The 25,170-nt window shown below is 67.7% G+C and carries 27 protein-coding genes; 6 read left to right on the top strand and 21 right to left on the bottom strand.

All coding sequences use genetic code 11. The features are described 5' to 3' along the window. Nucleotides 1-6 precede the first annotated feature (6 nt). From IB278_RS19770 to IB278_RS19750, 5 genes are read right to left on the bottom strand one after another with little or no spacing between them, the layout of a single operon-like run. Complete coding sequence (locus IB278_RS19770) at nt 7-495, bottom strand: aromatic-ring-hydroxylating dioxygenase subunit beta (protein ID WP_192324953.1); 489 nt, start codon at nt 493-495, stop codon at nt 7-9. After that, nucleotides 495-1,808 (bottom strand): aromatic ring-hydroxylating oxygenase subunit alpha, encoded by a 1,314-nt coding sequence (locus IB278_RS19765; RefSeq protein WP_145741582.1) that lies wholly within the window; start codon nt 1,806-1,808, stop codon nt 495-497. The genes IB278_RS19770 and IB278_RS19765 overlap by 1 nt, the downstream gene beginning before the upstream one ends. A 16-nt stretch (nt 1,809-1,824) precedes the next feature. After that, entirely contained in the window at nt 1,825-2,817 is a 993-nt protein-coding gene (locus IB278_RS19760) for a PDR/VanB family oxidoreductase (RefSeq protein WP_145741580.1), read from the bottom strand. Nucleotides 2,818-2,837: 20 nt separating this feature from the next. Continuing rightward, nucleotides 2,838-4,346, bottom strand: coding sequence for an indolepyruvate oxidoreductase subunit beta family protein (locus tag IB278_RS19755; RefSeq protein WP_192324951.1), 1,509 nt, complete (start codon nt 4,344-4,346; stop codon nt 2,838-2,840). A gap of 4 nt (nt 4,347-4,350) precedes the next feature. After that, the gene (locus IB278_RS19750; RefSeq protein WP_192324949.1) at nt 4,351-6,543 is read right to left on the bottom strand and encodes an indolepyruvate ferredoxin oxidoreductase subunit alpha; all 2,193 of its coding nucleotides are present in this window, start codon (nt 6,541-6,543) and stop codon (nt 4,351-4,353) included. Nucleotides 6,544-6,702: 159 nt separating this feature from the next. On the opposite strand from IB278_RS19750, the gene IB278_RS19745 reads away from it, so the two are divergent. Beyond that, nucleotides 6,703-7,179 carry a MarR family winged helix-turn-helix transcriptional regulator gene (locus IB278_RS19745; RefSeq protein ID WP_025569755.1) on the top strand — a complete coding sequence of 159 codons (477 nt, stop codon included), beginning with the start codon at nt 6,703-6,705 and terminating at the stop codon, nt 7,177-7,179. Here IB278_RS19745 and IB278_RS19740 read toward each other — a convergent pair. The 6 genes from IB278_RS19740 to orn all read right to left on the bottom strand — a co-directional run bounded on the left by IB278_RS19740 (nt 7,176) and on the right by orn (nt 13,878). Beyond that, nucleotides 7,176-8,054, bottom strand: a complete 879-nt coding sequence (locus IB278_RS19740; RefSeq protein ID WP_192324947.1) for a quinone oxidoreductase family protein — start codon at nt 8,052-8,054, stop codon at nt 7,176-7,178. The genes IB278_RS19745 and IB278_RS19740 overlap by 4 nt on opposite strands. After that, nucleotides 8,051-8,854 carry an alpha/beta fold hydrolase gene (locus IB278_RS19735; protein ID WP_192324945.1) on the bottom strand — a complete coding sequence of 268 codons (804 nt, stop codon included), beginning with the start codon at nt 8,852-8,854 and terminating at the stop codon, nt 8,051-8,053. Before IB278_RS19735 ends, IB278_RS19740 begins: the two co-directional genes overlap by 4 nt. Next, nucleotides 8,851-9,858 carry a 3-hydroxybutyryl-CoA dehydrogenase gene (locus IB278_RS19730; protein WP_192324943.1) on the bottom strand — a complete coding sequence of 336 codons (1,008 nt, stop codon included), beginning with the start codon at nt 9,856-9,858 and terminating at the stop codon, nt 8,851-8,853. The genes IB278_RS19735 and IB278_RS19730 overlap by 4 nt, the downstream gene beginning before the upstream one ends. Then, nucleotides 9,848-10,921 (bottom strand): NAD/NADP octopine/nopaline dehydrogenase family protein, encoded by a 1,074-nt coding sequence (locus IB278_RS19725; protein WP_145741571.1) that lies wholly within the window; start codon nt 10,919-10,921, stop codon nt 9,848-9,850. The genes IB278_RS19730 and IB278_RS19725 overlap by 11 nt, the downstream gene beginning before the upstream one ends. Before the next feature lie 213 nt (nt 10,922-11,134). Beyond that, nucleotides 11,135-13,048 (bottom strand): DEAD/DEAH box helicase, encoded by a 1,914-nt coding sequence (locus IB278_RS19720; protein WP_192324942.1) that lies wholly within the window; start codon nt 13,046-13,048, stop codon nt 11,135-11,137. Between the two features lie 233 nt (nt 13,049-13,281). Next, nucleotides 13,282-13,878 (bottom strand): oligoribonuclease, encoded by a 597-nt coding sequence (orn, locus tag IB278_RS19715; protein ID WP_012746626.1) that lies wholly within the window; start codon nt 13,876-13,878, stop codon nt 13,282-13,284. A 58-nt stretch (nt 13,879-13,936) separates the two neighbouring features. Between orn and IB278_RS19710 the strand changes: the two genes are divergently transcribed. From IB278_RS19710 to rsgA, 3 genes are read left to right on the top strand one after another with little or no spacing between them, the layout of a single operon-like run. Further along, on the top strand, nt 13,937-15,202 hold the full coding sequence (locus IB278_RS19710) for a M48 family metallopeptidase (protein ID WP_192324940.1): 1,266 nt from the start codon (nt 13,937-13,939) through the stop codon (nt 15,200-15,202). A gap of 28 nt (nt 15,203-15,230) precedes the next feature. Beyond that, a complete protein-coding gene (locus IB278_RS19705; RefSeq protein ID WP_025569483.1) occupies nt 15,231-15,581 on the top strand; it encodes a 4a-hydroxytetrahydrobiopterin dehydratase in 351 nt (116 codons plus the stop codon). Nucleotides 15,582-15,596: 15 nt separating this feature from the next. After that, nucleotides 15,597-16,553 (top strand): ribosome small subunit-dependent GTPase A, encoded by a 957-nt coding sequence (rsgA, locus tag IB278_RS19700; RefSeq protein WP_025569485.1) that lies wholly within the window; start codon nt 15,597-15,599, stop codon nt 16,551-16,553. On the opposite strand, the gene hisC is transcribed toward rsgA, so the two are convergent. From hisC to rpsP, 7 genes are all read right to left on the bottom strand, one after another. Further along, entirely contained in the window at nt 16,547-17,635 is a 1,089-nt protein-coding gene (gene hisC, locus IB278_RS19695; RefSeq protein ID WP_192324938.1) for a histidinol-phosphate transaminase, read from the bottom strand. The genes rsgA and hisC overlap by 7 nt on opposite strands. Before the next feature lie 20 nt (nt 17,636-17,655). Beyond that, complete coding sequence (locus IB278_RS19690) at nt 17,656-18,657, bottom strand: CobD/CbiB family protein (RefSeq protein WP_192324936.1); 1,002 nt, start codon at nt 18,655-18,657, stop codon at nt 17,656-17,658. Nucleotides 18,658-18,705: 48 nt separating this feature from the next. After that, nucleotides 18,706-19,425: a CoA pyrophosphatase gene (locus IB278_RS19685; RefSeq protein WP_192324934.1), complete on the bottom strand. Its 720-nt coding sequence runs from the start codon at nt 19,423-19,425 to the stop codon at nt 18,706-18,708. 148 nt (nt 19,426-19,573) lie between these two features. Next, on the bottom strand, nt 19,574-19,957 hold the full coding sequence (gene rplS, locus IB278_RS19680; RefSeq protein ID WP_018903298.1) for a 50S ribosomal protein L19: 384 nt from the start codon (nt 19,955-19,957) through the stop codon (nt 19,574-19,576). Between the two features lie 110 nt (nt 19,958-20,067). Then, the gene (gene trmD / locus IB278_RS19675; RefSeq protein WP_145741561.1) at nt 20,068-20,814 is read right to left on the bottom strand and encodes a tRNA (guanosine(37)-N1)-methyltransferase TrmD; all 747 of its coding nucleotides are present in this window, start codon (nt 20,812-20,814) and stop codon (nt 20,068-20,070) included. Between the two features lie 16 nt (nt 20,815-20,830). Beyond that, a complete protein-coding gene (rimM, locus tag IB278_RS19670) occupies nt 20,831-21,385 on the bottom strand; it encodes a ribosome maturation factor RimM (protein WP_145741560.1) in 555 nt (184 codons plus the stop codon). 16 nt (nt 21,386-21,401) lie between these two features. Next, on the bottom strand, nt 21,402-21,665 hold the full coding sequence (gene rpsP, locus IB278_RS19665) for a 30S ribosomal protein S16 (protein ID WP_007831311.1): 264 nt from the start codon (nt 21,663-21,665) through the stop codon (nt 21,402-21,404). A gap of 183 nt (nt 21,666-21,848) precedes the next feature. On the opposite strand from rpsP, the gene IB278_RS19660 reads away from it, so the two are divergent. After that, entirely contained in the window at nt 21,849-22,373 is a 525-nt protein-coding gene (locus IB278_RS19660) for a GNAT family N-acetyltransferase (protein WP_192324932.1), read from the top strand. Next, on the top strand, nt 22,370-22,816 hold the full coding sequence (locus IB278_RS19655) for an NINE protein (protein ID WP_145741557.1): 447 nt from the start codon (nt 22,370-22,372) through the stop codon (nt 22,814-22,816). The genes IB278_RS19660 and IB278_RS19655 overlap by 4 nt, the downstream gene beginning before the upstream one ends. Nucleotides 22,817-22,840: 24 nt before the next feature. Here the strand turns inward: IB278_RS19655 and IB278_RS19650 are convergent, their stop codons facing one another. The 3 genes from IB278_RS19650 to folK form a co-directional block, all read right to left on the bottom strand. Continuing rightward, nucleotides 22,841-23,851 (bottom strand): inorganic phosphate transporter, encoded by a 1,011-nt coding sequence (locus IB278_RS19650; RefSeq protein ID WP_145741555.1) that lies wholly within the window; start codon nt 23,849-23,851, stop codon nt 22,841-22,843. A gap of 13 nt (nt 23,852-23,864) precedes the next feature. Further along, nucleotides 23,865-24,509, bottom strand: a complete 645-nt coding sequence (locus IB278_RS19645; RefSeq protein WP_021006205.1) for a DUF47 domain-containing protein — start codon at nt 24,507-24,509, stop codon at nt 23,865-23,867. 116 nt (nt 24,510-24,625) lie between these two features. Next, nucleotides 24,626-25,170 (bottom strand): 2-amino-4-hydroxy-6-hydroxymethyldihydropteridine diphosphokinase (folK, locus tag IB278_RS19640; protein WP_318646690.1); only part of this gene is annotated, 545 nt, incomplete at its 5' end.

Here is a 25,170-nt window from a genome sequence, read left to right as displayed (position 1 = left end):
GCGTCCCTAGATGAAGAGCTGCACGGCCGGCAGCGCCGTGTCGCAGTTGAGCAGGTTGACGCGCTTGAGCGTCATGCGCAGCGCGCCGTCCTGCACCGTGAGGTGATGGAAGAAGGTGCCGACGTAGAACTGCAGTTCGTCGCCCTGCGATTCGGTGTAGTGGAATTCGGTGCGCACCACGAAGCGGTTGGCTTCGGCATCGAACTGCTCGACCACCGGCATCTGCAGCAGATGGTGGCAGCGGCTCGGCGGCTGCTGCGAAAAGGCACGCGGACTCTTGAGACGCTCGATGCGCAGGTCGCGCAGCAGCTTGTCCTCGTAGAGATGCGAGGTGTGGTTGAGGCCGTCTTCCTGGTCGGGAACCAGCGGCACCCAGTAGAAGGCATCGTCGGTAAAGAGCGCGTTCCACTCCTCGTAGCGGCGCGTGTCGAGCAGGTGCGCTTCGTTCACGACGAAATCGATCAGGACCTGGCGGGTGACTTCGATGCCGGCCATCACATGGTCTCCGTCATGCGCTGGACCCATGCGCGGTACTGGTTGCGCATCGGCAGCTCGTTGGTGCCGCCCGTGGTGATCTCTCCGCCCTTCAGCTCCGACGGGTCATAGTTGCGATGCAGGCTCACCCACTCGTTGCCGCTCGCGTGCAGGCCGGCCTGCATGCCGCGGTAGGCCTGCAGGTCGTCATGCCCCACCACCGAGAACGGCGAGTTGATGAGCCGGTTGTACATGGTGGTGCGCTGCAGCAGCTCGGGCGGCGCGCCCTTGAGGCGGAAGGTCCAGCTCTCGATCAGGGTCCTGTCGGCCGAGATCGGCTTGACCACGCGGATCGCCTGAATCGCGCCCTTGATCGTGAGGTTCGGGTAGTACACCGTGTTGTGGCGCGCCATGCCGAGGATCTGCGCGGTTTTTTCCTCGCCGTAGCGCGCCTTCATGGCGTCGTCATAGGCCGGGATGGCCTTGTACTTGCTGTGGATGCTGAAGTGCACGCCCGTGAAGCTGTGGCCGTTGTCGTAGGTGCGGATGCCCATGTCCTCGAAGAACTTGTAGTCGGACATGAAGGGCACGAACTGCTCGACCGCCATGGGCTTGGGCTCGTCGACGGGCTTGTCGGCCCACATGCGCTTGGCAGTGCCGGCCGAGGACTCGTGCGCCACCATGGGGTGCATGGTGTCGTTGAGGTTCTCGACGAACATCTTCCAGTTGCACTGGTGCATGAAGCGCAGGCAGCCGCCCGCGATCTCGAGTTCGCCCTCGGGCGAACGGTCGGCCATGTTGTCGATGGAGCTCAGCGAATCGCCGAAGTAGTCGTCGAAGTCCGGCCCCGCATCATTGATCTTCACGAAGATGAAGCCGCGGTGGCTGCGCACATGGCTGAGCGTGGTCAGTCCCTTGGCCGATTCGCACGCGTGCAGCTCGGTGTTCTCGTAGCCGGTCTTCAGCGGAATGGCGAGCAGCGCACCGTCGGTTTTGAAGGTCCAGGCGTGGTACGGGCAGCGGAAGAACTTGCCGGTGTTGCCGCAAGGTCCGTTCACCAGCCGCGACCCCTTGTGCGCGCAGCGGTTCATCATCGCGCGCACGCTGCCGTCGGCGTGGCGAACGACGATCAGCGGACGACCGGCGATCTCGTTGCTGATCCAGTCGCCGGGCTTCGGCAGCTGGCTCTCGTGGCCGACGTAGTTCCAGGTGTTGGCAAAGAAGTGCTCCTGCTCCAGCTCGAACAGTTCCTGGCTGGTGTACAGGTCGCGATGCACGCGGTCGTTCTGCACCAGCGCGCGGATGGCATCGGGGTTGTCTCTGTACGAGGTCATGGTTCTCGTGGCTCCTTCAGATATCGAGCACCAGGCGCGCACCCTTGGCACGCGAGATGCAGATCTGCATGACAGTGCCCTCCGCCTTTTCGCGGGCGGTCAGCACGTAGTCGCGGTGGTCGATCTCGCCTTCGAGCACGGGCGTGGCGCACACGCCGCATTCGCCGCGCTTGCAGTCGAACATCGGGTCGCAGCCGTGCTCGATCAGGCAGTCGAGGATGCTCTGGTCGGCCCGCACGGTGAAGCGCTGGCCCGATTGCGCGAGTTCCACCTCGAAGGGCTGGTCGCCCTCTTCCGCGACCGGCTCGGTGAAGAGCTCGAAGTGCACGCGGTCGTGCTCCCAGCCGCGCGCCTGGGTGCGGGCCAGCATGGCGTCGAGCATGAGCTTGGGACCGCAGACGTAGAGGCGGTCGCCGGCGGGCACGCCGTCGAGCAACGCGTCGATGTCCAGCGGTGCGCCGGCTTCGGCATCGGCATGCACGCGCAGGTCGTCGCCGAGCAGCGCCTGCAGTTCAGGCAAAAAGGCCATCAACTCGCGGCTGCGGCCGGCATAGTGCATGCGCACCGGGGCGCCCTCGGCGCGGCGGCGCGCGGCCATGGTGGCGAGCGGCGTGACGCCGATGCCACCCGCCACCAGCACCGAGCCGCCGGGGCCGGTGTGCAGCGGAAAGTCGTTCTTCGGCGCCTCGATGGCGAGGGTGTCGCCCTCTTTCAGCTGCTCGTGCATGAAGCGCGAGCCGCCACGGCCCTCGGCCTCCTTGCGCACGGCGATCACGTATTCCGTCGGCGCGTTGGTGGCGTTGCGCGCCGTTGCAAAGTTGATCAGCGAATAGTGGCGCCAGTCGGTCTTGCCGTCGGGCAACGAGACCTGCACGCGGATGTGGGCGCCCGCCGCAAAGCCAGGCAGCGCGCGGCCATCCTCGGCGTGCAGCCGCAGCATGCGGATCAGCGGATTGAGCTGGCGCGCTTCGGCAACGCGAAGCTGGAGCGTGGCGGTGGGAGCGGTCATCGTGCGTCCGTTGTGTCTCTTCAGGCCAATGCGTGCTGCGCCAGCGCAGCCTGCAGCTTGTGGCCGTGTTCGTCGGCCAGCGCCGCATCGCGCAGCTCGCGCAGCGTGGCCGGGGCCAGCGCCGCACCGGCGCGCTCGACCGCGCGCATCACGGTGTCGTAGTTGCGGATGCCGCGTTCGTGCGTGTCGCTGTAGCCCTTGACCAGGCGCTGGCACTGCGCGAGCTCGACGGCCAGTTCGGGGTTGCACTGCGCGGTGGCGGTAATGCGCTGCAGCCATTCCTCGATGCGGCGGTTCTCCTCCGCATAGCGCATGGTCGAGCGGCGCCAGCGCTTCATGGCGGCCACGGTGCGCAGCATCAGGTAGCCGCGCAGCGAGCTGGTCTGGATCACGCGGCCGCGCTGCGTGAAGCGCTCGACGATCTTCTTCGGCAGCGTGGAATTCATGAGCCAGCGGCCCAGGCCGCCCGGCAGTGTCTCGCAGATTTCCTGCAGGCGCGGATGCATGTACTCGTTGATGGCGAGCACCTGGCCGGGCTGCACTCGCGCCTCGCCGCGCACGCGCTCGAAGCGGGTGGCGCGGGTCTTGAGCGCGGCCACACGGGCCGTGTCTTCGTACGACATCCAGAGCGCGAGATGGCGCGCGGTTTCGCGCAGCAGCCGATGCTCGCCATGGCCCGGCAGCGCTGCGACGGCGGCCATGCGGTCGAGATACAGGCTGGCGTAGGCCATGTCCTGGTAGTCGATCAGGCGGCGCACGCCTTCGAGCAGCAAGTCGTGGGCTGCACCGGGAAACTCGCGCTGCACGCGCTCGACCAATGCGCGCACGGCCGGATGGCGCGGCTGCGGCGTTGGCACGGCAGCCACCGGTTCCGGCGGCGCCTCGCCGTCGTCGCCACCCTGCGCACGCGCAAACGCCGCACCAAAGGCCTTGAGGCTGGGCTTCACGCCCACGCCACCGCGCTCGATGGTGGCCTCGAACTGCGCGCGGCTGAACGGCAGCACGCCCGAGCCGGCCAGCGCGCCGAACAGCACGGCGCTGATCACGCTGCCCGCAGTTTCGGCGGCTTGCGCCATGTCGAAGCGGATGAAGCGCTTGGCGGCCCGCGCGGTGTGCGCGAGCAGCTGCGCGCTGTCGACGCGGCCGTCGCCGAGCGCGCTCTTCTCGGCGATCGAGAACACGCGGTGCGTGGAGGCGATCAACGTGGTGCGGTCGCTCGTGACGAGTCCGCGCTGCACCGCACGCCCCGCCTCCATGAGCTCCGACGCCAGCACCACGTCGACGTCGCCCGGCAGCGGCATCAGCGCGAGCACGGGACGGCCACCATCCGCCTCGGCCTGCGCATTGGGATACAGCTCGACGTAGTAGATGGTCGCGCCGGTGCGCTGCGCGACGCCGGGCACCGAGGTGGTCTGCGCGACGTAGCCATTGGCCTCGCCCATGTCGACGATCCAGTCGGCCAGCACGCCGCCGCCTTCCCCGCCCATGGCAAGGATCGCGATCTTTATCGGTTGCGCCTTGTTCGTCATCGCGTCAGAAGGCATAGGTTTCGCGGCGGCGCGCTTCGCCGCGCTGCAGCCAGCCGATGATGGCGCTGCGCAGGCGCTCGCGCAGCACATCCCAGCGGCTCGGGTTGCTCACGATCTGTGCCTTGTAGAACGAGGGGCACAACACCGCCGCATGCGAGACCTCCCCGCACACGCCGCAACCCACGCAGCTGTCGAGCACCGTCGCGACCGGGTCGGTGCGCAGCGGATCGGGGTTCGGCTTGATCGACAGCGACGGGCAACCCGACAGGCGGATGCACGAGTGGTCGCCAGTGCAGGTGTCTGAATCGACGCCGAACTTCTCGCGCACCATGCGCTTCCCGTCGGCGATGGCCTTGCGCACAAGCGGCTTCTCGCGGCGCTGCTTGTTGAGCATGCATTCCGATTGCGCGATCAGGACCTTGGGGCCCTTCTTCGTCGTGGTCAGCGCTTCTTTCAGCGCGTCGCGCATGCCGGCGACGTCGTAGGTGCGGCGCATCGTCTTCACCCACTCGACGCCCACGCCGCGCACGGCGCGCTCGATCTCGTGGCCGGTGCTGCGCGTCCTGTTGACGGCGTTCGACGAGAGGATGTCCTGGCCGCCCGTGGCCGAGGTGTAGTTGTTGTCGACGACGATGGTGAGGTTGTCGCTCTTGTTGAAGACGGAATTCGCCACGCCGCTGGTCAGGCCGTTGTGCCAGAAGCCGCCGTCGCCCATCATCGAGATCGCGCGCTTGCCTGCCGGCGCATTGAGCGCCGAGGCGCCGGCGCCGCCGAGCCCGTAGCCCATGGTCGTGTTGCCGATGTTGAAGGGCGGCAGGATCGAGAACAGATGGCAGCCGATGTCGGCGCTCACGTGGTGCGCACCGAGCTCGCGCTCGACCAGCTTCATCGCGCTGAAGATCGGGCGTTCTGGGCAGCCGGTGCAAAAGCCCGGCGGCCGGGCGTGCACGACGTCGCCAAGCGCGGAGGACGGCATGGCCGGCTCGGGTGCGGCATCGACGCCGATGGCGGCCACCTCCTTCAGCGGGATCACCTTGCGCACCGGCACGGGCACCGGCAGCGGCGTCAGGCGTTCGTAGCGCTCGCAGAAGCTGCGCGCGCCCTTCAGCAGTTCGGATGCGGTGTACTCGCCGGCCACGGGCAGCATGTCCTTGCCATGCAGCGCGGTGGTGGAGCCGGCCTGGCGCAGGATGGTCGCGAGATTCTGCTCGACGAAGTTGGGCTGGCCCTCTTCCACGACCAGCACCGCACGCTTGCCTTCGCAGAAGCGGATCACCTCGCTCTCGATGACGGGGTAGGCCACGTTCATCACGTAGAGCGGCACCTGGGTGTTGCCGTACACGTCGGCCAGGCCGAGCCGCTCGAGTGCGCGCAGCAGCGTGTTGTAGCTGCCGCCCTGCACGATGATGCCGATGTCGTCGGCGTCCTCGGAGAAGAATTCGTTGAGCTTGCGCTCCTCGATGAAGCGCACGGCCGCGGGCCAGCGGTCCCGCACCTTCTCCTGCTCGTGCACGAAGCTCGCGGGCGGCAGCACGATGCGGCCGACGTCGCGCTGCGGATTCTCGAGCGCGTCCTTGAGCGTGAACTTCGCGCGCCTGTTGTCGCCGGCAATGAAGTGGCCGTGCACGTGGCAGGCGCGGATGCGCAGCTGCAGCATCACGGGCGTATGGCTCGCTTCCGAAAGGTCGAAGCCCTGCTTCACCGCATCGACGATGCTCGGCAGGTTGGGCCGCGGATCGAGCAGCCAGATCTGCGACTTCATCGCGAACGCATGGCTGCGTTCCTGCATGATCGACGAGCCCTCACCGTAGTCCTCGCCCACGATGATCAGCGCGCCGCCGGTCACGCCGCCCGAGGCCAGGTTGGCCAGCGCGTCCGAGGCCACGTTGGTACCCACGGTAGCCTTGAAGGTGACGGCGCCGCGCAATGGATAGTTGACGGAAGCGGCCAGCGTGGCGGCCGCGGTGGCCTCGCTCGCGCTGTTCTCGAAGCGGATGCCCTGCTCGGCCAGGATGTCCTGCGCATCGGCCAGCACGTCCATCAGGTGCGAGATGGGTGCCCCCTGGTACCCCGCCACATAGGAAACTCCCGATTCGAGCAAGGCCTTGGTGACCGCCAGAATGCCTTCACCGCGAAACACATCTCCGCCAGAAAGCCGCAGCTTCTTGACTTCTTCGACGAACGAACGCTCAGCCATGTCGGTCCTTGTTCTCTCTCGTGGGACGGTGCGTGCAAGCTGCCGCACCGTGCTTTCTATAATGTTGACAAATGAATGTATCCACAATCATGAATTACCCTAGACATGCAAGCAGCGTGCCCGCGGCTGGTTCGAGGCGCTTGGCCGTGAGGTGCCTCCATGGCCGAGCCATCTCCTGAAACACATCGCTTCGTCGACGACTACCTGCCGGCGCTGCTGGCACAGGCCAGCCAGCTGATCTCCTCGGAGTTCCACGAGGTGGCGCGGCAGCAGGGCTTCTCGGTGTCCGAGTGGCGCGTGATGGCCTCGCTCGCGGGCAGCGAGCCGATCAGCATCGGCCAGCTCGCGCAGGTGACAGTGACCAAGCAGCCGACCGTCACGCGGCTGCTCGACCGCATGGAGGCACGCGGACAGGTCGAGCGGCTGCCCCATGAAAGTGATCGCCGCATCACGCTGGTGCGCATCACGCGCAAGGGCTTGAAGGCGGTGGAGCACCTGATGGAACTCGCGCGCGACCACGAGCGGCGCGTGCTCGAACCCTTCGGCCTGCGGCGCGCCGAAGAACTGAAGCAGACCCTGCGGCAGATGATCGACCTGCACGTGCATGTGCCGGTCGAGGAGCCGGAGGAAGACTAGGGCACCAGCACTGCGCGGCCGCGATGGCCGCGCTGCGCGATCCATTCGAGCGCCATGGCGGCATCGGCGAGCGCGAAGCTGCGCACCTCCAGGTGCAGGCGGCCGTCGGCCAGCCGCGCGAGCAGCTCGGGCGCCGCGGCTCGGCCGGCGGCTTCGCGCCTGAACATGTTGAGCGGCAGCAGCGACACGTCGCGCTGCAGGAAGTGCGCAATGTCCAGCTGCAGCGTGGGGCCTGCGGTGTAGCCGATGAGCACGGCACGCCCGCCGGGCCGCACGGCAGGCAAGGCCGCCGAAAGAACGCTGCCGCCGACCGTGTCGATCAGCAGGTCTGCACTCGCGGGCGGCGGGGCTTCGGCGTCCGGATCGACCGCCCTCACGGTGCAGCCAAGCTCGCGCGCCAGCTGCACGGCGAGCGAGCCCACCGCACCGCTCGCCCCCGTGACCAGCACCTGCTCGCCGCCCTGCAGCTTCGCGACTTCATGCAGCGCCACCCAGGCCGACGTGGTGGGCGAGAAGAACGCGGCGCCGACCGTCATCGGCAGTGCGTCGGGCAGCAGGCCGAGCGCTTCGTCGGGTGCATCGATCTGCTCGCACCAGGTGCCGTCGAACAGCGTGCCCAGGCCGCTGCCGCGCAGCCACACGCGCTGCCCGGCGGCAAAACGCCCGCTGGCGATGACGACGCCTGCGGCTTCCACGCCGGGCGTGTAGGGCAGCGGCGGATGGCGCAGGAAGCTGCCGCGCCACACGGTGCGGTCGATGTGGCCGACGGTGGCGGCCTGCATGCGCACGATAGTGCGGCCGGGCCGCGGCGCCGGGTCGGGCAGGTCTTCGAGCACGGGCACCGCGTCGAAGCCGTGGATGCGGATGGCTTTCATGAGGGCAGCGTCGAAAGAAAGTCGAGCACCGCCTGCGCGAAGGCTTCAGGCATCTGGTCCGGCAAGGGGACCATGCCGCCTTCGATGTCGACGATGCGTGCCTGCGGCAGGTGGTGCAGCAGCTCCTCTGCATGCGGGGCGGCAAACGGATCGGCGGTGGCGCGGATGATCAGCACGGGCTGCGTCACGCGGCCGATGCGCTCTTCCATGCGGTAGGACGCGACGGCGCGGTGCCCCTGCTCCACGCGATGGCCGACCTTCAATGCATCGCGCACGAAGGCCTCGAGCAGGTCGGGGCGCCCTTCGGGATAAAAGCCCTGGCGCTTTTGCCAGAGTGCGGCGAGATGGCTTCCGTCTTCGCTTGGGGCGACCTCGTCGATGGGCGGCCTCTCGGCCCTTGCGATGCGAAAGGCTTCGCCGGTGTACGGCGTGGACGACAGCACGAGGCTGCGCACGCGGTCAGGAAACGCCGCCGCGAGTTCGACCGCGATGACGCCGCCCGTGTGATGCCCCACCACGTCGGCCCGCGCAATGCCGAGTGAATCAAGCAGCTCGCAGGCCACGCGCGCCCACTGCGCGATGCCCGCGGGCACGCCGCCGTCCGCCGAATCGCCGAAGCCCGCGGTGTCCATGGCAATGGCGCGGTACCGCGCGCCGAGCAGCGGCAGCACCGCACGGTATTCGGCCCAGCTGCGCGGCGACTGGTGCAGCAGCAGCATGGCCGGCGCACTCGCATCGCCGCATGCCGCGTAGTGCACCTGCCCCACCGACAGGTCGGCAAAGGCGCGGCGGATCGTCACGGCAGCGTCTCGCTGGCCGGCGCGCGCCACAGGCCCGCGTGCTTCAACTCGCCGAGCGTGCGCGACAGCACGTCGCGCCGGTAGGCCGCGATGTCGCGGCCCTGGTAGTCGTAGAAGCCGCTGCCGCTCTTCAGGCCGAGCCGCCCTTCCTCGACCATGCGATCGACGATGGCCGGCGCGGTGTAGCGGCCCTTGTCGATCGAGGCCGACATCTCGCGGCTCGCGTGGTGCAGGATGTCGCAGCCGCCGAAGTCGATGAACTCGACCACACCGAGTGCGGCAAAGCGCAGGCCGAGGCCGTAGCGCGTGGCCTTGTCGATTTCCTCGGCGGTGGCGGCGCCCTCCTCGATCATGCGGGCCGCCTCGTTCATCACCAGCGCCTGCAGGCGCGGCACGATGTACCCGGGCGACGCGCCGCAGACCACGGGCAGCTTGCCGATGGCTTCCATCAGCGCCTTGGTGCGCGCGAGCACCGCGGCATCGGTGCCAGGATGGCAGCTGAGCTCCACCACGGGAATCACATAGGCCGGATTGAGCCAGTGCATGTTCAGGAAGCGCCCGGGCAGCCGCACCAGCGCCGCCAGCTGCGTCACGAGGATGCTGCTGGTGGTGGAGGTGAGGATGGCGTCGTCGCGGCAGTGGCGGTTGAGCTGCTCGAAGGCCTCGCGCTTGGCCTCCATGGTTTCGGGCACGCCCTCGAACACCAGCTCGGCGGCGGCCAGTGCCTGCGGCGCTTCGGCGGCGTTGACGAAGTCCACGCGCGCGGCGATCGACCGCACCTGTGCCGCGTCGATCACGCCGAGCTGCGCCAGGCCGGCGAGGCTGGCTTCGATCTCGGCCTGCGCTTCGTCCTGCAACCGCTGCCAGGCTGCATCGCTGCGCCGGCGCAGGTCGACCAGCGAGATGCGGTGGCCCGCGTAGGCGAAGGCGATCGCGATGCCGCGCCCCATGCGGCCCGCGCCAACGGCCGCGAAGCGGGGCAACGACATGCGCTCATTCACCATCGTGCAGCCTCTGCGCGAGCTGCGCCGCGCTCAGGTCGGCCAGGCCCAGGCTCTCGAAAGTGCGCGGACCGTAGCGCAGGTCGCGGCCGAGAAAGCCGCCGACGATCGCCAGCAGGCCGTGCGCGATGGGCGCGTCCACCCCCGCATGGCGCGCGGCCGAGGCCAGGAAGGCGAGGCCGAGCTCGGTGTCCTCGGTGATGTAGCGGTGCGTGTGCAGGTCGATGTTCTCGCGCCAGTCGCCCGACTTGACGAGCTGCTTGTGCGCGTCGCCGTACATCCACTGGTCGTTGTTGTAGTGGTCGGCCAGCGGATAGTGCGGCGCGCGCTGCCCGAAGGCTTCGCGCACGGCCATGCGCTCCTGGTCGAGCCGGTCGGTCACGTCGCGCACGGCGCGCTGCGTGCCTTCGTTGTGGATGTCCCAGCGCTCGAAGTGCTGCAGCGGCGCGGCGTTCATCACCATCAGCGGCGGGTGGATGACGGGGCCGGCGTTCATGAGCGCGCCCGAGAGCGCATTGCCGCAGCCATGCACCGCCGGGTAGGCGCGGCGGATCAGCTCGATGGCCTCGGCCTCCTTGCGCGCCGGGTAGACGCCGGTCGGCAGGCGGATGGCGCGGATCGTGACGTTCACCTCGCGCTCGCCGTGCTTGCGCGCGAGGTACGGCAGGGTGCCGGTCTCGGCCCAGGCCACGTCGGCGCGGCTGCCGGCCTGCTTCACTGTCCTTGCCATCACATAGCTGCCGAAGGTGCCCGGCGGCAGGAAAACGACCTGGCCGTCGGCCAGGTGCGGCGCCATGGCCAGCGCGATGTCGTGCTGGGCGATGGCGGGCGTGGGAATGACGATCAGCTCGGCGCCCTGGAGCGCCGCGGCGATGTCGGCAGTGGCCAGCGCCAGCGGCACCTCGCGCGCGCCGCCGGCGTCTTTCAGCGTGATGGCGCCGGCCTGCACCACCGGCTGGAGCGCGGCCGCATCGCGGCGCCACAGGCGCACCTCATGGCCGGCTTCGGACAGGTCCGCGGCGGCCGCATAGGCGCCGTGGCCACCACCAAGAATCGCAATTTTCATGTTCGAACTTTGAAAGGCAGACGTCGATGAACCGGCAGCCGCGGTGCGGACCGGGGAAGCAATGCCTCAATACATTACTTTTCATCGATTCATGTGTCAATCAAGTTTCGCGCCCATATTCCCCGCGGAAACCCGCAATGAAAAAAGCCCGCGCTTCTTGCGAAGCGCGGGCTTTTTTTGGGGCGAGCGGCCGGCTGGCCGCCCTGCAATGGATCAGCGCGTGGGCTTGAACGCACGCTTTTGGGCGTCGCGCGGCACGAACACCTTGCCCGGGCCGCCATGGCCTGCGCCATTGCCGCGCGGTGCGAAACCTTCGCGCGGAGCAAAGCCTTCACGGGGCGCGAAGCCGCCGTCGCCGCGGCCACCGCCGTGGTGACCCTGGCCGTGGCCGCCGCGCGGGGCGCTGTCGCCCCAGCCCGGCTTGCGGCCGTAGCCACCGCCATTGCCGCCATCGTCACGGCCGCCGCCGAAGCCGGCGTTGTTGCCGCCCTGGAAGCCGCGCGGACCCGGTGCGGCCGGACCGCGTGCGTTGCGGTCGTTGAAACCGCTGGCACCGGCGTAGCCGCCGCTGTTGCCGCCGCGGTAACCACCGCCGCCGCCATTGCCGAACTTGCGGTCGCGCGACTGGTTGTCGCCGCGGCCGCCGCGGTACTCGCCCATCGGCGGACGCGATTGCGGCATGCGCTGCTGCGGCTCGAGGCCGGCCACCACTTCGGCCTTGAACTGCTGGCGGCTGTATTGCTCGATGTCCATGATCTTGCGGCGATCGCGGAACTCGGCAAAGGTGATGGCCAGGCCGTCGCGGCCTGCACGGCCGGTGCGGCCGATGCGGTGGGTGTAGTCCTCGGCCTTCATCGGCAGGCCGAAGTTGAAGACGTGGGTGATGGTGGGCACGTCGATGCCGCGGGCGGCCACGTCGGTGGCCACCAGGATCTGCACCTGGCCCTGGCGCAGCGCCATCAGGCGGCGGTTGCGCAGGCCCTGGCTCAGGGCGCCGTGCAGCGCGACGGCACTGAAGCCTTCTTGCTGCAGGTCATTGGCGAGACCGTCGCACTCGACCTGCGTGCTCGCGAACACGATGGCCTGGTTGATGCTGGTGTCGCGCAGCCAGTGGTCGAGCAGCTTGCGCTTGTGCTGGCTGTTGTCGGCCCAGTACAGCGACTGCTTGATGTTGGCGTGCTTCTCCTGCGGGCTGTCGATGGTGATGCGCTGCGGCTCGCGCATCACGCGCTGGGCCAGCTGCTGGATGCGCGGCGCGAAGGTGGCGCTGAACATCATGGTCTGCTGGCGCTCGATGGTGAGCTGGTTGACTTCGGCCAGGTCGTCGGCAAAGCCGAGGTCGAGCATGCGGTCAGCCTCGTCGACCACCAGGAACTTGACCTGGTCGAGCTTGAGTTGCTGCGAGCGCTGCAGGTCGAGCAGGCGGCCGGGCGTCGCCACCACGAGGTCGGCGTTCTGCAGCTTGGCGATCTGCAGCTGGTAGGGCATGCCGCCCACCACGTTGGCCACGCGCAGGCCGCGGCAATGGCGAACCAGCTCGATGGCATCGTGCGCCACCTGCTGCGCGAGTTCGCGCGTCGGGCAGAGGATCAGGGCGCCGGGTGTGGCGGCCTTGAAATGGCGCGCGTTGGTCGGGTCCTTGCGCTTGGGCTTCTTCGGCACGGCTTCGCCGCGGGCAGCGGCTTCGGCCGCCAGGCGCTGGAATTCGGCCTTGGCTTCGGCTTCCGCCTCGGCCTGGCGCTTGAGCAGCGTGTGCAGCACGGGCAGCAGGAAGGCGGCGGTCTTGCCCGAGCCGGTCTGGCTCGAGACCATCAGGTCGACGAAGCGGGCCTTGCCGTCCTGGCCGGCTTCAGCGCCCATCGCGAGCGGGATCACCTTGTCCTGCACGGTGGTGGGCTGGGTGAAGCCAAGGTCGGCCACGGCGGCGATCAGTTCGGGTGCGAGGCCGAGCTTGATGAAGCCATTGGGCGCGCGGGCTTCTTCGGCCACGGCTGCTTCAGGCGCTGCGGCGTCGAGCGCCTCGAGGATCGGCGCTTCGGACACGGTGTCCGGGGCGGCGATGAATTCGTTGTTGTTGGTGGATTGCACAGGCGCGAACTCGCCCTGCGCTTCAAAAGCGTCGGTCATGTAGATATCAATCTCAAACGCGAGCGCTGCCGTGGGCGGCGCCCCGTTGGTGGTTAAAAACATCAACCATCCAACGACATTCAACTTCTGGCTTCCGCCGGAGGCTGCGGCCCTTTTTGATCAGCGGATGCGATCGGGCGCGGTGTGCAAGATAGGGAGATGCAAGAGACGCTGACCGGAAAATCCCCCAGATCAGCGAAGCCATCGATTATGGCACGACTCGGGGTTTTTACCTAATCCGTCAATTTCAAAAAGGTTTCCCTGTAGTGCGCGAGCTCCTCGATGGACTCGTGCACGTCGGCCAGCGCGGTGTGCGCCTGCTGCTTCTTGAAGGCACTGTAGGCGGAGGGCTTCCAGCGCTTGGCCAGCTCCTTCAAGGTGCTGACATCGAGGTTGCGGTAGTGGAAGTACGCCTCCAGCTTGGGCATGAACTTGACCAGGAAGCGCCGGTCCTGCCCGATGGTGTTGCCGCACATCGGCGAACCGCTCCTGGGAACATAGCGGGCCACGAATTCCAGCAGCTGCTGCTCGGCGGCGGCTTCGTCCAGCGTGGAGGCCTTCACCTTGTCGATCAGGCCGCTGCGCCCGTGCGTGCCCTTGTTCCAGGCGTCCATGGCGTCGAGCACCGCGTCGCTCTGGTGGATGACCAGCACGGGGCCGTCGATGCGGGGGGTGAGGTCGGGGCCGGTGACAACCACGGCGATCTCGAGCAGGCGCTCCTTCTCGGGGTCGAGGCCGCTCATTTCGCAGTCGAGCCAGACCAGGTTCTGGTCGCTTTTCTTGAGGACAGGGAGGGTTGCGACGGTCGTGGGGTCAAGGGATTCGGACATGGCTGGATTGTCGTCGAAGGCCTGCGCCGGCCGGACCCGAGGGCTAAACTCGCCAGTCATGTCCTATTCGCTCATCTTCACCACTGCCTTCGCCGTTGCACTGGTCGCGGGCCTGCTCGTGAAGTTCTGGCTCGCCTCGCGGCAGGTGCGCCACGTGGCGCGGCACCGCGGCGCGGTGCCGGCGGCTTTCGAACACACCATCAGCCTTGCCGCCCACCAGAAGGCGGCCGACTACACCATTGCCAAGGCGCGCTTCGGCCTCGTCGAAATGGCCTGGAGCACCGCGCTGCTGCTGGGCTGGACGCTGCTGGGCGGGCTCGACGCGCTCAACCGGCTGCTGCTGGCTTGGCTCGGCGGCGGCATGGTGCAGCAGCTGGCGCTGCTGGCAGCCTTTGCGGTCATCGGCGGCCTGCTCGAACTGCCCTTCACGCTCTGGCAGACCTTCAGGCTCGAGGAGCGCTTCGGCTTCAACAAGATGACATTGCGCCTCTGGCTGGCCGACACGCTCAAGTCGACGGCGCTCGGCGCCGCGATCGGGCTGCCGATTGCGGCGCTGATCCTGTGGCTCATGGGCGCGGCCGGCACCACCTGGTGGCTCTGGGCCTGGGCCGTGTGGATGGGCTTCAACCTGCTGGGGATGCTGGTGTATCCCACCTTCATTGCGCCGCTGTTCAACAAGTTCAAGCCGCTCGACGACCCCACGCTCAAGGAACGCGTGACGGCGCTCATGAAGCGCTGCGGCTTTGCCGCCAAGGGCCTGTTCGTGATGGACGGCAGCACCCGCAGTGCCCACGCCAATGCGTACTTCACCGGCTTTGGGGCCAGCAAGCGCGTGGTGTTCTACGACACGCTGCTGCGCCAGCTCGACGCGGCCGAAGTCGAGGCCGTGCTCGCGCACGAACTCGGCCACTTCAAGCACCGCCACATCGTGAAGCGCCTCGTTGCGATGTTCGCGCTGAGCCTGGCGGGCTTCGCACTGCTGGGCTGGGTGTCGACCCAGGCCTGGTTCTACACGGGGCTCGGCGTGCAGCCCAACATGGCGGCAACGGCGCCCAACGATGCACTCGCGCTGCTGCTCTTCATGCTCGCGGTGCCGGTGTTCGGCTTCTTCGTCGCGCCGCTGCCCGCACGCCTGTCGCGCAAGCACGAGTTCGAGGCCGATGCCTATGCGGTGGCGCAAACCAGCGGTGCCGATCTGTCGGCCGCCTTGCTCAAGCTCTACCAGGACAACGCGTCGACGCTCACGCCCGACCCGGTGTTCGTCAAGTTCTACTATTCCCACCCCCCGGCCTCCGAGCGCCTCGCGCGCATGACGGCGGCCTGAAGAAGACATTTGCCGGAAAGCCCAGACCATGAGCAGCATGTTCAAGCCCAAAGACTGGAAAAACATCCCCCGCAAGGCACTGAGCGCCACCGAGATCGTCTCCGGCCTCGCCAAGCTCGATGGCTGGAAGCTCGACGGCGACGGTGCCAATGTGGCAATCGAGAAGACCTTCAGCTTCGCCGACTACTTCGAGACCATCGCGTTCGTGAACGCGCTGGCCTTCATTGCCCACACGCAGGACCATCATCCGGACCTGTCGGTGCACTACAACCGCTGCGTGGTGCGCTTCAACACGCACGACGTGGGCGGGCTTTCGAGCACCGACTTCGAATGCGCGCGCCAGGCCAATGCGCTGGTCGCTGCCAGTCCGGCACCGTGATGAGGAAACCCGCCGTTGGCTAAGCCGGGCCGCACTCCCGCCAAGGGGGCCGGCACCTCCGCGCGCATTCTTCACGACGGCCTGGTGATCGCGAGCCACGGCCGCCATTGCCTCGTCGAAACGCCCGCAGGCGAGCGGCTGATCTGCCATCCGCGTGGCAAGAAGAGCCAGGCCGTGGTCGGCGACCGCGTGCGCTGGCAGGCCAGCGAAGACGAAGGCACCATCGAGGAAGTCGTGCCGAGGCGCAACCTCTTCTATCGGCAGGACGAAATCCGCACCAAGTCGTTCGCGGCCAATCTCGACCATGTGCTGATCCTGATCGCGGCGGAGCCGGAGTTCTCGGAGCATCAACTCGCGCGCGCGCTCATTGCCGCCGAGGCCGAACGCATCACGCCGATCATCGCGCTCAACAAGAGCGACCTGGCCGAGCCCTTCGAGCGCGCATGGAACAAGCTCGCGCCCTACCGCCGCATGCACCATGGCGTGCTGCCGCTCTCGCTCAAGGCGTCGGGCGAGGCCGACTACGCATCGCTCATGAAGCTGCTCGCGGGCAAGAGTACGCTGGTGCTGGGGCCCTCGGGCGCCGGCAAGAGCACGCTCATCAACCTGCTGGTGCCCGGTGCCACTGCGTTGACCGGTGAAATCTCGCAGGCGCTGAATTCGGGCAAGCACACCACCACCAGCACCACCTGGTACTGGGTGGACGAGGCGCGCACCACCAGCCTGATCGATTCGCCGGGCTTCCAGGAATTCGGCCTCAATCACATCGCGCCGATGCAGCTCGCGGGCCTGATGCCCGACATTGCCGCGCATGCGAACGACTGCAAGTTCTACAACTGCACCCACCTGCACGAGCCGGGCTGCGGCGTGATCGCGAACGTGGACGCACCCGGCAAGCCGGGGCCGATCAGCGCCACGCGCTACAAAATCTATGGCGAACTCTTCGCCGAGCTCAGTCAGTCGCGCTACTGAACGCCCAGGATCGATTCGAGCGCCTGCACCAGTGCCCCGCACTGCTCCCGCGTGCCGATGCTGATGCGCAGGTACTGCGCGATGCGCGGCTGCCTGAAGTGCCGCACCAGCACCGCGCGCTCGCGCAGCAGCGCCGCCAGCTCGGCGGCGTCGCGCTCCGGATGGCGCGCGAACACGAAGTTGGCTTGCGAAGGCAGCACTTCGAAGCCCAGGTCTTCGAGCTGCAGGCTGAGGCCTTCGCGGGTATCGACGACCTTGTCGCGCGTGGTCTGGAACCAGGCCTCGTCTTCGAGCGCGGCCACCGCACCGGCCGTGGCAAGCCGGTCGAGCGGATAGGAGTTGAAGCTGTCCTTGACGCGCACCAGTGCCTCGATCAAGTGCGCCTGCCCGCAGGCAAAACCGACCCGCAGGCCGGCCAGCGAGCGCGACTTGGACAAGGTCTGCACCACCAGCAGGTTCGGATATTTGCCGACGAGCGGCAGCGCGCTCTCGCCGCCGAAATCGACGTACGCCTCGTCGACCAGCACCACGCGCTCGGGGCAGGCCGCGAGCAGCTGCTCGATGCGCGCGAGCGGCAGCCCGATGCCCGTGGGCGCATTCGGGTTGGCGATCACCAGGCCTGCGCAGCCGCTGCGGGCGCGGGCTGCCATGGCATCGACGTCGATGCGCAGGCCTTCGTCGACCGGCAGCAGCTCGCAGCCGATGCCGTAGAGCTGCGCATAGACCCGGTAGAAGCTGTAGCTCACATCGGGCATCAGCAGCGGCTCGGCCTGCTGGAAGAAGGCGAAGAAGGCGTGCGCCAGCACCTCGTCCGAGCCGTTGCCCGCAAAGACCTGGCCATCCAGCAGGCCGGCCTGCCGCGCCACCGCTTCGCGCAGCGCGAGCGAGGCGGGGTCCGGATAGCGCTCCAGGCCGTTCGCTGCGGCCTGCTGGATGGCGTCGATGGCCCGCGGCGACGGCGGGTACGGGTTCTCGTTGGTGTTGAGCTTGACGAGGTTGGCGATGCGCGGCTGCTCGCCGGGCACATAGGGTTCGAGCGCGGCGATGCGCGGGCTCCAGAAGGCCGGTACGGGGGCGGTCATGATTTCTGGGGGACCGCCGCTCAGCCGAGCAGGCGGGCCAGCGTGAGCAGGGCCAGCAGCACCATCCACATCACCACCGAGCGCCACACCAGGCCCACCACGCTGCGCAGGTGGCCGGGCTCGGGCTCGCGGCCCGGCGTGCTGCCGCTGTCGAGGCGGCGGCCATCGGCCATCGAATCGCCGGCCTGCGCGCGCGGCAGCGGATCGGTGACCGGGATCGGACTCAGCGCGCCGCCGCCCAGGCGCACATTGACGGCGCCCGAGGTCGCCGCGAGGATCACGCCGTCGTTCTCGCTCGGAAAGCGCCGCGCGTCGTTGCGCCAGCAGTCGATCGCCTCTTCGAAGCTGCCGACGACGGCAAAGCCCAGTGCGGTGATGCGCGCGGGCAGCCAGTCGATCGCGTGCCACGCGCGCTCCGCGGCCCGCTGCACCGAGACGCTCGAGGGCTGCACCGCCGCGCCATTCTTGTGGTGCCAGTAGCGCGAGACGAATTCGCTCATGCGATAGAACACCGCACCGGCCGGCCCCAGGCCGAGCGCGGCCAGCACCGAGAACCAGGCCAGCACGCCGAACACATGGCGGTGCGCCGCAATCACCGAATGCTCGATCACGTGGCGGACGATCTCGCTGCGTGGCAGCTCGGCCGCATCGACGCCCTGCCAGTGCGCCAGCAGCGAGCGCGCGAGCGGCTCGTCGCCTTCGTCGAGCGCATCGCGGATGTCCGTGAAATGGTGGCTGAACTGCCGGAAGCCGAGCGTGACGTAGAGCACCGCAATGCTCCAGAGCACCGCGAACGGCAACCCCAGCGTGAACACCAGCAGCAGGTGGATGCCCAGCGTCATCAGCGTGGGCATGAGCACCGCAAGGCCCCATGCAACCCATCCGTGGTGCGGCTTGCCTGCGTCGAAATTGCGGCTGGTCCAGCGCGTCCAGGCCAGCACGCCGCCGTACACCGGGTTGTGGGAGGCGAGCGGCCTCACCTGCTCGATCAGCAACGCACACAGGATGGCAAAGAAGCTCATCCTTCGATGATAGCGAGGGCGCCTGCCGCGACTCGCCCCGGGGCGAAGTCAGGCGCTGAGGAAACGATAGAGATTGCGCAGCATGCCCGCGGTGGCGCCCCAGACGAAGCGCTCTTCGGTCCCGTCCCGGTAGGGCATCGAATACCACTCGCGGCGGGTGCCGTCGGGCGCGGGCACGGTATGGCGGCGATGGTTGGCCGGGTCCATGAGCCAGGCCAGCGGCACCTCGAAGGCCAGCGCCACTTCGTAGGGGTTGATGGTGAGCTCGAATTCGGGCTTCACCAGCGCGACCACGGGCGTCACGATGAACGAGGTGATGGTGGTGTAGGTCGGAAGGCTGCCAAGCACTTCGATGTACTGGGCCGAGAGTCCCACTTCTTCCCAGGCCTCGCGCAGTGCGGCCGCCGCGATGTTGGCGTCCTCGGGGTCGACGCGCCCGCCCGGAAACGCCACCTGCCCCGAATGATTGGACAAATGCGCCGTGCGTTCGGTCAGCAGCACGGTAGCGCCTTGCGGGCGCTGCACGATGGGCACCAGCACGGCCGCCTGCGCCGGGACACGGTCGGTCAGGCGCGGCTCGCGCCGCAATTCGGGCGTCCACTCGGGCGGCGCGGCAAAGCGCCTGCGCAGGGCCTCGGTGGTCAACTGCGCGGTGGCCACGGCCGGCAGGCCGTCGGGGCCGCCGACCACAGGCGCCTCGCGCGGGTCGAACGGCAGCAGCGTGGGCGGCACCACGGCATTGACGGGTTCGACGGGAGCGAATTGCATGGGGGCGGTGGAGTGGGTCAAGTGAGAGAGTTTCAGTGAAAGAGTAGAGCGTAAAAAGGCCGCGCTGTCTTTTTGCAAGAAGCGTGCACGGCGCACAACGCAAAAAGCCGCCAGAGCGGCGGCTTTTTGCACGGCAGGAAAAGGCAGCTTACTTGGCGGCCGATGCTGCTTGCGACTTGCCCGGCAGCTTTTCCTTGATGCGTGCCGAACGGCCGCTGCGCTCGCGCAGGTAGTACAGCTTGGCGCGGCGGACATCGCCGCGGCGCTTGACTTCGATGCCGGCGATCAGCGGGCTGTAGGTCTGGAACGTACGCTCCACGCCTTCGCCGCTGGAGATCTTGCGCACCGTGAAGCCGCTGTTGAGGCCGCGATTGCGCTTGGCGATCACGACGCCTTCGTAGGCCTGCACGCGCTTGCGGGTGCCTTCGACGACGCTCACGCTGACGATGACCGTGTCACCGGGCATGAAATCGGGGATCTTCTTGCCGAGGCGGGCGATTTCTTCCTGCTCGAGGGTTTCGATGAGGTTCATGATTTCCTGATATTCGATCGTGCTCGCGCTACACAAAAGGCGCCTTTGGATCTATTGCTGAACGCAATAAAAGCCAGGCGCGGCCGGGCAGAGGATCGGGGAACCGAAGATTATAGCTTTTTTTTCAGGACCGCCTCATCGGCCTTGCTCAAGCGGCCGGCGGCGCGTGCGGCGGCAATCAGGTCGGGGCGCCGGGCGGCGGTGATGGCCAGGCGCTGGTCGCGGCGCCAGCGCTCGATCTGCACGTGGTGCCCCGACAGCAGCGGGGCCGGCACGCCCTGCCCGTTCCATTGCTCCGGCCGGGTGTAGTGCGGGCAGTCGAGCAGGCCGTCGAGCGAAGGATTGAAGCTGTCCTGTACGTGGCTGGCCTCGTCGCCCAGCACGCCGGGCTGCAACCGCGCCACGGCATCGAGCAGGGCCATGGCCGCGATCTCGCCGCCCGAGAGAACGAAATCGCCGAGGCTGATCTGGTGCGTCACGCGCGTGTCGATGAAGCGCTGGTCGATGCCTTCGTAGCGGCCGCAGACCAGCACCGCGCCTTCGCTGGCCGACCAGCGCTCGACCGCTTCGTGGCGCAAGGTTTGGCCGATCGGGGAGAACAGCACGACCGGCGCCTGGGAACCGCGCGCGGCCAGCGCCGCGTCAAGGCAGGCCGACAACGGCTCGGCCATCATCACCATGCCGGGGCCACCGCCAAAGGGCCGGTCATCGACGCGCTTGTAGTTGCCCTGCGCGAAGTCGCGCGGGTTCCAGAGCACGACCTCGACCTGCTTCGACTCGTAGGCGCGGCGCGTCACGCCACTGGCCATGAAGGGCGCGAACAGCTCGGGAAACAGCGTGAGGACGTCGAAGCGCATGCGCGCAAGCCCCAGATCAGAAATCGGGTTGCCAGTCGACCGTGATAAGGCGGCCGGCCAGGTCGACCTTGTCGACGAAGACCGAGACGAAGGGCACCATGCGTTCGATGGCCTTGCCGTCTTCCTCGGCCGCGAGCACCAGCGTGGTCTGCGGACCGGTGGCGAGCAGTTCGCGCACCGTGCCGAGCGCCACGCCTTCGCGGTTGACCACCGACAGGCCGATCAGGTCGACCCAGTAGTACTCGTCGTCGCCGGCCGTCGGAAAGCTCGAGCGCGGCACGAACACGCGCGCGCCGCGAAGCGCCTCGGCCGCATTGCGGTCGGGCACGTCCTCGGACGAGGCGACGATGCAGTCGGAATGTTCCTTGGCTTCGCGGATCGCGAGCCGGAAAGCTGCGGTTGCCGAGGCTCCGGGAGCCTGTAGGAACCAGCGCTTGGAAGAAAAAAGCGCCTCGGGCTGGGCGCTGTGGGGCAGGACCTTGAACCAGCCCTTGATGCCCCATGCATCGGCGATGCGCCCTACCTCGACCGCATCCGCCGGCAATTCGGCGGCTTCGAGTGCGGGCAGCATTGGCGTGCCGGACGGCTTAAGCCGCCGCCTTGGGAGCCGCTGCAGCGGCTTGCTTGATCAGGCGCAGGACCGTGGGCGAGGCTTGTGCGCCGACGCTCTTCCAGTAGGCCAGGCGGTCCTGGGCAATACGGATGCTTTCTTCGTTTTCCTTGGCGGTCGGGTTGTAGAAACCCAGGCGCTCGATGAAACGGCCATCGCGGCGAACGCGCTTGTCCGACACGACGATGTTGAAGAACGGACGGCCTTTGGAGCCGCCGCGGGAAAGTCGAATGACGACCATGATTTATCCTTGGGTGGTGCAGCAAGCCCGTTTTTTGACAAGAGGCCCGCTCACAGTGTTCTTTCAACGTCGAGACACGCGACATGGCCACCCGGCCAGCGACACGCTGAAAAGCCTGCGATTATAGCCCGACCTGCGTTTTCTCCGAATTTCCGCGCTTGCCGCATTCTGCTTGCCACCTGCATGACCCTCACCATCCGCCCCAGCCGCGACGAAGACATCGCGGCCGTCACGGCCATCTACGCCCACCACGTGCTCAACGGCACCGGCACCTTCGAGACCGAGCCTCCCTCGGCCGAGGACATGGCCGCGCGGCGCGCCGACGTTCTTGGCAAGAGCCTGCCCTACCTCGTGGCCGAAGAAAACGGCGAGGTGTTGGGTTTTGCCTACTGCAACTGGTTCAAGCCCCGCCCGGCCTACCGCTTTTCGGCCGAAGACTCGATCTACATCTCCGAAGCCGCACGCGGCAAGGGCCTGGGCGCCCGGCTGCTGGCCGCCCTCTCGCAGGCCGCCGAAGCGGCGGGCGTGCGCAAGCTGATCGCCGTCATCGGCGATTCGGCCAATGCCGGCTCGGTCGGCGTGCACCGCAGCCAGGGCTTCACGCACGTGGGCGTGCTCAAGGACTGCGGCTGGAAGTTCGGCCAATGGCGCGACGTGGTCCTGATGGAAAAAGTGCTGGGCGAAGGCAGCACCACCCAACCCGAATGAAAAACAAGACCATTGCCGCCTGGCTCTCCTTCCTGGGCGGCCCGCTGGGCCTGCACCGCTTCTACCTTCGCGGCATGGGCGACTGGCTCGGCTGGCTGCTGCCCATTCCCACGGCGCTGGGCCTGTACGGCATCGAGCGCGCGCGCATGTACGGCCTGGACGACGGCTGGAGCTGGGTGCTGATTCCGCTGCTGGGCTTCACCATCGCGGGATGCGCGCTGACGGCCATCGTCTACGGCCTCATGACGCCCGAGAAGTGGAATGCCCGATTCAACGGCAGCGCGCCTTCGGACGCCGCGCCGGGCCGCACGAACTGGGCCACGATCGGCGCCGTGGTGCTGGCGCTCCTGTTCGGCACCACGGTGCTGATGGCCAGCATCGTGTTCAGCTTCCAGCGCTACTTCGAACACCAGGTCGAGGAAGGCCGGAAGATTTCGCAGTAGCTGGCCGCTGCGCGCGCCGGAAGCTCAGAAAAGCTGCAGGCTGAGCCAGTAGGCGATGGCGGCCACGAAAGCCGACGCCGGGATCGTGAAGATCCAGGCCCAGACGATGTTGCCCGCCACGCCCCAGCGCACCGCGCTTGCGCGCTGCGCCGAGCCCACGCCGACGATGGCACCGGTGATGGTGTGAGTGGTCGACACGGGAATGCCCAGCGCGGTGGCCAGGAACAGCGTGAGCGCACCGCCGGTCTCGGCGCAGAAGCCGCCCACAGGCTTGAGCTTGGTGATCTTCTGGCCCATGGTCTTCACGATGCGCCAGCCGCCGAACATGGTGCCCAGCGCAATCGCGGCGTAGCAGCTCACGATGGTCCAGGTCGGCGGGCTCGAGTCCGTGGCCGAGGCATAGCCGGTGGCGATCAGCAGCATCCAGATGATGCCGATGGTCTTCTGCGCGTCGTTGCCGCCATGGCCCAGGCTGTAGGCGCCGGCGGACACCAGCTGCAGCCGCCGGAACCAGCGGTCGATGCGCGACGGCGTGGCGCGCCGGAAGCCCCAGGCCACCAGCACCATCATCATCGAGCCCAGCACGAAACCGAGGAAGGGCGAAACGAAGATGAAGGCCACGGTCTTCCAGATGCCCGACGCCACGAGGCCGCCGGTGCCGGTCTTGGCGATCACGGCGCCCACGATGCCGCCGATCAGCGCGTGCGACGAACTGCTCGGGATGCCGTAGTACCAGGTCACGAGGTTCCAGCTGATGGCACCCACGAGCGCACCGAAGACCACGTGCACATCGACCACGCCCGGCTGGGCAATGCCCTTGCCGACCGTCGCCGCCACGCTCAGGTGGAAGATGAAGATCGCGATCAGGTTGAAGAAAGCCGCGAACAGCACGGCATGGCCCGGCTTGAGCACGCCGGTGGACACCACGGTGGCGATAGAGTTCGCCGCATCGTGGAAGCCGTTCATGAAGTCGAACAGGATCGCGAGCGCGACCAGCACCATCACCACCCAGAGGGCGACCTGAACCGTTGCCATCGATGGTTACCGCTCAGGAATTCTCGAGGACGATGCCCTCGATGACGTTGGCCACGTCCTCGCACTTGTCGGTGATCGTCTCGAGCAATTCGTAGATTGCCTTGAGCTTGATCACCTCGCGCACGTCGGGCTCCTCGCGGAACAGCTTGCTCATGGCGCTGCGCATCACGCGGTCGGCATCCGACTCGAGGCGGTCGATCTCCTCGCAGGTCTTGAGCGTGGCCTCGGCCACCGCCGGATCGGCGATCTTGCCGAGGAACTTGACGGCGTCCTTCAGGCGGTCGCAGCACTTCACGCTCAGGGCGGTGAGGCGCACGATCTCGTCGGTCATGTGGCGCACGTCGTACAGCGCCATGGTCTCGGCCGAGTCCTGGATCAGGTCGGCCACGTCGTCCATGGTGTTGATGAGCTTGTGGATCTGCTCGCGGTCGATCGGCGTGATGAAGGTCTTGTGGATCAGCCGGTTGACGTCGTGCGTGACGCGGTCGGCCGCACGCTCGGCATTGTCGACGTCGCGGTTGTACTGCTCGCGCAGATGCACGTCGTTGTAGTTGGCCACGAGTTGCTCGAACGCCCGCGCCGCTTCGACGATGCGCTCGGCGTGCTGGTTGAACATCTCGAAAAAATTCCCCTCGCGGGGCAGCAGCTTGCCGAACATGGCGCTCTCCTGGGTTCGCGGCTGCCACAAATGCGTGACAACGTCATGAAAAACCGCGCAAGTGTAATGGGCGCAGCAAAGCCGGCCGAGCAACAGGGGTCACCGCCCCCGGCCGCTCAGTCGCGAATCCGCTCGATCACCTGCGAGGAAACGCGGGCAAGCGCCGCGCGCGGCACCTTGTCGGGCGCGATCTCGGCGAGCGGCTTCAGCACGAAGGCGCGGTCGCGCATGCGCGGGTGCGGCAAGGCCAGCGCAGGCGTGTCCTTGATCGCGTTGCCGTGCATCAGCAGGTCGAGGTCGAGCGTGCGCGGGGCATTGGGAAAGGGCCGTTCGCGGCCGGCCTGCGCCTCGAGCAGGTGCAGCTCGGCCAGGAAAGCCTCGGCCGTGAGCCCGGTCCGCACAGCCACCACGGCATTGATGAAATCGGGCCCGGCCGCATCGACCGGCGCGCTGCGGTAGAGCGACGAGCGCGCCGTCACCACGGTGCGCTCGATGGTGCCGATGGCGTCCATGGCCGCCTTCACGGCAGCCTGGGCGTCGCCCAGGTTGGCGCCGATGGCGACGAAGGCCTGCACGGTCGGATAGTCCTCGCGCGTGCGGCGGGCGGGCGCACCGGCAGGCCCGGCCCTGCCCGCGCGCCGCGCGGGCGCCGGCCCGCTGC

The sequence above is a fragment of the Variovorax sp. VRV01 genome (assembly GCF_014852545.1).
GTDB lineage: Bacteria > Pseudomonadota > Gammaproteobacteria > Burkholderiales > Burkholderiaceae_C > Variovorax > Variovorax beijingensis_A.
The sequence above is the reverse complement of the archived record's forward strand: the minus strand, read 5'-3'. Positions and strand labels throughout refer to the sequence as shown.